This window comes from Stenotrophomonas sp. 05L44_2 (assembly GCF_056665995.1).
The window spans coordinates 1-7,121 of the sequence record NZ_JBFTNR010000344.1; the positions used below are offsets into that span (position 1 = coordinate 1).

Annotated in this window: 6 protein-coding genes and 1 pseudogene; 4 read left to right on the forward strand and 3 right to left on the reverse strand. The window is 68.5% G+C overall.

The genetic code is table 11. The annotated features are described in order from the left end of the window. A pseudogene (locus AC1VAN_RS12980) lies at positions 1 to 180 on the reverse strand (cytochrome o ubiquinol oxidase subunit II); the annotation flags it as partial. A gap of 183 nt (positions 181 to 363) precedes the next feature. On the opposite strand from AC1VAN_RS12980, the gene AC1VAN_RS12985 reads away from it, so the two are divergent. From AC1VAN_RS12985 to AC1VAN_RS13000, 4 genes are all read left to right on the forward strand, one after another. Then, a complete protein-coding gene (locus tag AC1VAN_RS12985; RefSeq protein ID WP_480985938.1) occupies positions 364 to 1,779 on the forward strand; it encodes an aminotransferase-like domain-containing protein in 1,416 nt (471 codons plus the stop codon). A 71-nt stretch (positions 1,780 to 1,850) separates the two neighbouring features. Beyond that, positions 1,851 to 2,111, forward strand: coding sequence for a hypothetical protein (locus AC1VAN_RS12990; protein ID WP_032976966.1), 261 nt, complete (start codon positions 1,851 to 1,853; stop codon positions 2,109 to 2,111). Further along, positions 2,111 to 2,713 (forward strand): DUF6436 domain-containing protein, encoded by a 603-nt coding sequence (locus tag AC1VAN_RS12995; protein WP_312965720.1) that lies wholly within the window; start codon positions 2,111 to 2,113, stop codon positions 2,711 to 2,713. The genes AC1VAN_RS12990 and AC1VAN_RS12995 overlap by 1 nt, the downstream gene beginning before the upstream one ends. 9 nt (positions 2,714 to 2,722) lie before the next feature. Continuing rightward, positions 2,723 to 4,252: an aminotransferase-like domain-containing protein gene (locus tag AC1VAN_RS13000; RefSeq protein WP_312965719.1), complete on the forward strand. Its 1,530-nt coding sequence runs from the start codon at positions 2,723 to 2,725 to the stop codon at positions 4,250 to 4,252. Between the two features lie 199 nt (positions 4,253 to 4,451). Here the strand turns inward: AC1VAN_RS13000 and AC1VAN_RS13005 are convergent, their stop codons facing one another. After that, positions 4,452 to 5,753, reverse strand: a complete 1,302-nt coding sequence (locus AC1VAN_RS13005; RefSeq protein ID WP_312962753.1) for an aminotransferase class V-fold PLP-dependent enzyme — start codon at positions 5,751 to 5,753, stop codon at positions 4,452 to 4,454. After that, a partial coding sequence (locus tag AC1VAN_RS13010) for a TonB-dependent receptor domain-containing protein (RefSeq protein ID WP_480985939.1) occupies positions 5,753 to 7,121 on the reverse strand: 1,369 nt, incomplete at its 5' end. The genes AC1VAN_RS13005 and AC1VAN_RS13010, both read right to left, overlap by 1 nt.

Below are 7,121 nucleotides of genomic sequence, written 5' to 3' on the forward strand. Positions count from 1 at the left end.
GGTCAGCACGATGGCCGGCACGACGACGATCAGCATCAGGCCGATGCAGATCAGGATCAGGTCGCGCTGTGCGATCCCGACCATGCCCTTCGAATCCAGCAGCACCCAATCGCAGCCCGTCAGGGCAATGCAGGCCAGGGCGACCAGCGCCAGGCGGATGCGGTTCCAGCAGATATTCATTGGTGGTCAACCCTGTTGAAGATGCGCGCTTGACCGGCTCGCCTGCGCGCAGCGCCCGGGCGTGGAGCGGCTACACTGTGGGTACGAGGTCGCCTACAAACAGGCGAGCCACTCCAATCAAGCCCATACAAGATACAGCATTGTATGGACTTGTGCATCTGCACGTATGGAAAAATCCGACCGATGACGCCTCCTGCTGCCGGCCGCCGCCTGAAACACCCCAACCGGACCTGGGTCCGCCCCTTCCGTGAGGGCGCAGGACCGCTGTACCTGCAGATCGCCCAGCAGGTGCGCGAGGCGGTGGACGATGGCGTGCTGCGGCCGGGCGATCGCCTGCCGCCGCAGCGCGACCTGGCCCAGCAGGTGGGGGTGGACCTGACCACGGTCACCCGCGCCTTCGCCGAACTGCGCCAGGCCGGCCTGCTGGACGCGCAGGGCGCGGGCGGCACCTTCATTGCGATGTCCGCCGGCAACCGCAGCACCTCGGTCGACCTGAGCATGAACATCCCGCCGCTGCTGGGCAGCGCGCCGTTCGCACAGGGCATGGAGGCCGGGTTCCAGCACCTGGGCCAGCAGCTGGGCCAGGGCGAGCTGATGAGCTACCACGTCGGTGCCGGCAGCCGCGACGACCGCGCTGCGGCCGTGCAATGGCTGGCGCCGGTGCTCGGCCCGGTGGGCGCCGAGCGGGTGGTGATCTGCCCCGGCGCGCAGACTGCGCTGTGCGCACTGATCCTGGCCCGCACCCAGCCGGGCGAACTGATCGCCGCCGAGCAGTTGACCTACCCGGGCCTGCTGGCCGCTGCGCGCGTGCTGCAGCGGGGCGTGGTGCCGGTGGCGATGGACGCCGAGGGCATGCTGCCCGATGCCCTGGACGAAGCCTGCCAGCAGCGCCGGCCGCGCCTGCTGTACCTGGTGCCGACCATCCAGAACCCGACCACGGCGACGATGTCGGCGCAGCGCCGGCAGGCCCTGCTGGCGGTGGCACGGCGGCACGAACTGACCGTGGTCGAGGACGATCCCTACTGGCTGCTGGCCGGCGATGCCGCCCCGCCGCTGGCCGCGCTGGCCGACGGTGGCTGCCCGGTCTACTACATCTCCACCCTGTCCAAGTGCCTGGCCCCCGGCCTGCGCACGGCCTACCTGGTGGTGCCGGGCGGCGAGCCGATGGAGCCGGTGCTGGACGCCCTGCGTGCGATCGCGCTGATGCCCACCCAGTCGATGGTSGCCGTGGCCTCGCAYTGGATCCGCACCGGCCAGGCGCAGGCGATGGTGCARCGCTTCCAGCAGGAACTGCGCGAGCGCCAGGCCATTGCTGCCCGCTACCTGCCCGCCCGCCGCCGGGCCCACCCGGCCGGCCTGCATGTGTGGCTGCCGTTGCCGCCGCGGCTGGACCAGTACCGGSTGATCCAGGCGGCACAGGAACAGGGCCTGGGCATTGCCAGCTCCGATGCCTTCAGCGTGGAGGAACCGCCACCGGGCAACGCCATTCGCCTGTCGCTGGGCGGTGCGGTGGACCAGGAGGCACTGGCCGGCGCGCTGGCCAAGCTGAACGAGATCCTGTCCGAGGCGCCCGACGCGCGGCATTCGGCGATCGTCTGAGCCATCCCGTGGGCCATGCCCATACAAGATGATATCTTGTATGCAATGTATGGACGGAGGATGTGCCGCAGATGGCCGCCGACAAACTGAAGTTCCACCTGGTGATGGCCGGCTGCGGCGGGTTCGTCGTGCTGATGCTGGCCGCCCTGGCCTGGGTCTGCCTGCAACCGCAGACCGTGGATGTGCAGGCCGCCGAGCGCCACGCCATTGAACAGTGCCTGCACCGCAGCGAGGACGCGGCGCGCAGCGAGATTCAACGCCGCGCCCAGGCCGACTCCTGCCGCGAGATGCGCAAGCAGTACGTGCACAAGTTCGGCGCGGACGGCTCTTGATGGGCGCAGCCGCGCCGCGCCCACGCCGTTCGATGCTGCCGGTGATGATCGCCCTCGCCTGCCTGTTCATGGCCGGCGTGGCGGCGGCACTGTGGCAGTACTTCGGCTATGGCGAGCAGTCCACGTTCGCCGAACAGGCCATCGTCTTCGATGACTCGCAGCTGCGGTTGCCGGCGGAACTGGCCGGTAACACCGGCCGCATCCGCGTGGTGCATTTCTGGGACCCGGCCTGCGGCGTGTGCAACCGCGAAACCGGTGCCCACCTCAGCTACCTGATCAGCATGTATCGCCGCGCCGGCATCGACTTCTATGCCATCCGCCGCCCCGGCACCCAGGGTGAACTGCCTGAGCCGCTGCGCAGCAAGGTGATCACCCTGCCGACCATCGACGGCATCGGGAACATTCCGGCCAGCCCGGCGGTGGCGATCTGGGACCGCCAGGGCCGCCTTGCCTATGCCGGCCCGTACAGCATCGGCATGGTCTGCAATTCGGCCAACAGCTTCGTCGAACCGTTGCTGGACAAACTGGTGCGCGGGGAAACCGTGCGCCCGAAAGGACTGCTTGCCGTGGGCTGCTATTGCCCCTGGCAGGCCCAGCGCTGAGGACGCGCGATGACATCACCGACGCTGGCTGGCGCAGCCGCCACAAACAACAACGGCGGTCACCTGTCCGAACCGACCGATGGTTATGGACAGGCTCCCGCCGTTGGAAGCAACGATACGCCCCGACATCCTCCGTACATGCCGCGACCCGATGTCGCAGGGCCTGGCATTGCAGGGCTGGGCTGGGTGCAGGACGTGCACGTGCACAGCGGCCCGATCTACCTGCGCATCGTCAACACGCTGGAACGCACCATCAATCGCGGTGGCCTGGCGCCCGGGCAACGGCTGCCCTCGCAGCGCGCGTTGGCACAGCAGCTGGGCGTGGACCTGACCACGGTGACCCGTGCGTTCGATGAAGCGCGCAAGCGTGGACTGATCGAAGCACGTGGGCCACAGGGCAGCTTCATCGCGCCGCCCAAGGCCGGTTTTGATCAGGCCGTGGATCTCAGCATGAACGTGCCACCGGTACCCGACGCCGATGCACTGGCGGAAATGCTGCGTCGAGGCGCAGCGGCGGTGCTTGCGCGCAGCAATGCGCCGAACCTGATGACCTATCACCTGGGCGGTGGCAACCCGACCGACCGCCACGCGGCGGCGCGCTGGCTGCAGCCGATGCTGGGCACGGTGGACGATGCTCGCCTGCTGCTGACCGAAGGCGCGCAGGTGGCACTGGCGGCGATCCTGCTCAGCCAGGGGCGCGAGGGCGATGCGATCCTCTGCGATCGGCTGGTGTATCCGGGTCTGCTGCAGGCCGCCGCCGCACTGGGACGGCGGCTGGTCACGGTGGAGGGCGACGAATACGGCATGTGCCCGGAGGCGCTGGCCCGCCGGGCGCGGGAATGTGGCGCGCGATTGGTCTACCTCAACCCCACCTGCCAGAACCCGACGGCGCTGACCGTGCCCACCACGCGGCGCGAAGCGCTGGCGCGCGTGCTGGAGCGCGAAGGCCTGCTGGCGATCGAGGACGATCCGTACTGGCACCTGGCCGTCACCGCGCCCATTCCGCTGGCGACGCTGGCACCGCGACACGTGTTCCATGTGGCCACGCTTTCAAAGGTGATCAGCCCTGGCCTGCGTACCGCGTTCGTGCAATGCCCGGGCGCCGCCCATGCCGAGGCGATGGCCACCGCACTGCGTGCCACGCGGTTGATGGGCCATCCGCTGGTATCCGCGCTGGCCAGCCAGCTGCTGCTGGATGGCTCGGCGCAGGCGCTGCTGGCGCAGGTACGCGAGGAAGCGCGCGAGCGCACGCGGATGGCGCGGTATCTGCTGGCGCCCTCGTTGCTGGAGCGCGCCGATGGGCTGCATGCGTGGTGCCGGGTGCCAGCGCCGTGGACCGACGCCACGCTGGTGCGTACGGCGCAGCTGCAGGGCCTGGCGATCGCGCCTTCATCGGCGTTCTGTCCGCCGGGCGCGCCGTTCGCGAGCGGKGTGCGGCTGTCGTTGGGATTGGCTGCGGACCGGCGGCAACTGGAAAACGCGCTGCGGCGGATCGATCGGTTGTTGTTGTCCGATGCGTTGCCGGCGATTGACCGSTAGTGGAAGGGCATCCACGCATGGCGTGGATCTACTGGGCCTGTTCCGGTAGATGCCAACCTTGGTTGGCAATGCCCGTTCACGCCATGCGTGGATGGGTGTTGCATCTGGTCGTGCCGGCCGCTGGCCGGCAACGGCATGCACACTACGGTCATGAGGGCATGCACACTACGGTCATGAGGTTGCCGGCCAGCGGCCGGCACTACCCCAGCGCGGCCAACGCCTGCACCAGCGCATCCATCTGCGCGGGGCGGGTGAACACCGATGGTGTCACCCGCACGCAGGCGCCGGAGTCCAGGCCATCGCGATGGGTGGTGAATATCCGATGTTCATCCAGCAGCCGTTTCTGCAGCGCCAGGTTGTCTTCCACCGAGGCATGGCCACGCAGGCGGAAGCTGGCCAATGCACTGGCCAACGCCGGATCCGGCGACGACAGCACCTCGATATGCGCCATCTGCCGCGCCGCCACCGTCCAGCGCTCACGCAGGTAGCGCAGCCGCGCCTGCTTGTTCGCTGCGCCGATGCGCTGATGCAGCGCGATGGCCTCCGGCAGCGCCAGATAGGCGGCGAAGTTGACCGTGCCGGTGTGCACGCGACTGCCCACGCGGCCGTCGTCGGTCTCGCCCATGTACGGATCCAGGTCGGCCACGCGTCCTTTGCGCACGTACATCGCGCCCACGCCCACCGGTGCGCCGATCCACTTGTGCAGGTTGATGCCAACGAAATCGGCCTTCAGGTCCGGCACCGCGTAGTCGATCTGGCCAAAGCCATGTGCGGCATCGACAATCACATCGATGCCGCGCGCCCGCGCACGTTCGGCGAGCTCGGCCACCGGCAGCACCAGCCCATGGCGGTGGCTGACCTGGGTCAGCAGTACCAGTTTCAGGCGCGGCAGGCGCGCGAACGCCTCATCGTAGGCCTGCAGGATCTGCTCATGGGTGGGCACCACCGGCAGTGCGATGCGCTCGACCTGCACGCCACGACGCTGCTGCAGCCAACGCATCGCGTTGATCATGCTGTCGTAGTCGATGTCGGCGTACAGCACCTGGTCGCCCGCGGCCAACCGGTTGTAGCCGCCGATCAGCGCGAGCATCGCTTCGGTGGCGCCACGGGTCAGCGCGATCTCGTCGGCGCCGACGCCAAGCATGTCGGCCACCTGCCGATGCACGGCCAGGTACTGCGCCGGGAACGCGTGGCGACCGTACCAGGCATTGCCCCGGTTCACTTCGGCGGTATGCCGCTGGTAGCTGGCCAGGGTCTGCTTGCCCATCGCACCCCAGTAGCCGTTCTCCAGGTGGTTCACTTCATCGGTGATGTCGAAGTGGCTGGCGACGGCGGCCCAGTACGACTCGTCACGGGCCAGCACATCCGGCGTCGTGGAAGGTGCAGGAATGTCCATCGGCACAGCGTAGCGCGCGGCCGCCGGAGCAGCCAGCGCGGCAAGCGCCGCACTGGCCGGCAGCAGCGCGCCGGCACGCAGCAGGGAACGGCGGCGGCTGTCCATCAGAAGGTCAGCCGGTACTGCGCGTACACGTTGGCGCCGTCGGTGTCGTACGGCGCGTTGCGCGAATAGATCAGGCCGCGGCTGGCCTGGAAGGTGGCTTCATCCGGGTAGCGGTCGAACACGTTGTCGGCGCCCACGCGCAGGCTGTGGTGTTCGTTGATGCGATAGCCCACGGCCAGGTCGAGGAAGGTCATCGCACCGAATTGCTGGTAGATATCGCCGGTGGCATTGCCGGTGGAGTCGGTCCACTTGCCGTAATAGCGCACGCGTGCCATCAACGACCACGCGCCGACGTCCCAGCTGCCGGTGAAGCTGCCCTTGTGCTCGGGCAGGCGGTCTTCGAACAGCACGCGCTGGGTCTCGTTGGTGGCCACCGAGGTGCTGCCGTTGTCGACGCGGGTCTGGTTGTAGTTGTAAGCCAGGGTCAGCGTCATCCGCCCTGCGCCGAGGTCGCGCAGGTAGTTGCCGACCACATCCACGCCGGTGGTGGTGGTGTCGAAATCGTTGGTGAAGTAGTTCACCGAGGTATAGCCCAGCGGGTTCGGCGTGCCGGCCGGAATGGCGAAGCTGGCCGACTGGCTGAAGCGGTCGCTGAGCGTGATCCGGTAGACATCGACCGACCCGGACAGGCCCAGGTCGGTGCGCCAGGTCAGGCCCAGCGAGGCCGTACGCGATTCTTCCGGGGTGAGCGGCTTGGCATCCAGCAGCTGCGCCAACGGATCGCTGGGCGACAGGCGGCCGCTGGTGAAGATCTGCAGCGTGCGCGTGTCCAGGCCCTGGGTGGTGCTGGTGGTGTTGAGCTGGGCCGGCGTGGGCGCGCGGAAGCCGGTGGAGAGCGTGCCGCGCAGCGCCACGTCCGGGGTGATCGCTAAACGTGCCGACAGCTTGCCATCCACCGTGCTGCCGAAGCTGGAGAAGTCTTCATAGCGACCGGCCGCGCCGATGCTCCAACGCTCGCCCAGCGGTACTTCCATGTCCACGTAGGCGGCCTTGCTGCGCTGGCTCCACTGCCCGGCCTGGCTGGCCGAGAAGCCCGGCGCGCCGTTGGAATTGGCTTCCAGGCCCGCCGCAGCGCCACGGCCCACCGCATACGAGGCCGGGTCGCCGGCGCGCACCTGGTAGGTCTCCTGGCGGAATTCGGCGCCGAAGGCGACGTTGACCGGCTTCGACAGCGCAGCCACGTCCCATTCGTAGTTGAAGTCCGCATTGGCGTTCTTCTCGGTCTGGGTCAGCCGGCCGAGGTCGAAGGAGGTCGGGCTGTCCGGGCCCAGCGAGGCGTTGATGGAGTTGTCCAGGCTGTAGTCGATGGCATTGCGGCCATACGAGGCGCTCAGGTCCCAGCGCAGCTTGGGCGTGATCTCACCCCGC

Coding starts and splice junctions, on each gene's coding strand:
- AC1VAN_RS12995 (WP_312965720.1), top strand. CDS start 2,111: ATGGGCGCAGCCGCGCCGCGCCCACGCCGTTCGATGCTGCCGGTGATG.
- AC1VAN_RS13005 (WP_312962753.1), bottom strand. CDS start 5,753: ATGGACAGCCGCCGCCGTTCCCTGCTGCGTGCCGGCGCGCTGCTGCCG.
- AC1VAN_RS12990 (WP_032976966.1), top strand. CDS start 1,851: ATGGCCGCCGACAAACTGAAGTTCCACCTGGTGATGGCCGGCTGCGGC.